The organism is Methanosarcina sp. MSH10X1, from assembly GCF_004099695.1.
Lineage (GTDB): Archaea > Halobacteriota > Methanosarcinia > Methanosarcinales > Methanosarcinaceae > Methanosarcina.
This window is the reverse complement of record NZ_SCHL01000054.1, coordinates 1-332: the sequence shown is the minus strand read 5'-3', so window position 1 is coordinate 332 and position 332 is coordinate 1. Positions and strand designations below refer to the sequence as shown.

1 protein-coding gene is annotated in these 332 nt (G+C 44.9%); it reads right to left on the bottom strand.

Annotated features, from left to right (window positions below):
• Nucleotides 1-332 (bottom strand): TCP-1/cpn60 chaperonin family protein (locus EQO05_RS15255; RefSeq protein WP_240664794.1); only part of this gene is annotated, 332 nt, incomplete at both ends.

Genomic DNA, 332 nt, shown 5'->3' with positions numbered 1-332 from the left:
AGGTCTTTTATCTTCAGTTTCTTGAAAGCAAGGATATTACTGTCCCGAAGCAGGGTTTCGATATGGGGGTCAATATCTCCCTCGGAAAAAAGCACATTTGCCCCTGAATTGATTATTTTCCTGGCAATCTCCCTGCACATTTCCTTTTTTCTCCCCTCAAACAGCAGTGCAGTTTGCACCGAATCCATTCTCAGGTTGTGCTGGGGATTTAAGTATCCGCTTTTAATCTTGAGGTCGTAATTCGTAATAAGGACAGCCGGGGTTTCAAACGCTTTCGGCATATCCTCTCTTGCAGGGTTTTCGTCCAGGATAAGGCCTTCAAGGGCAAGAAT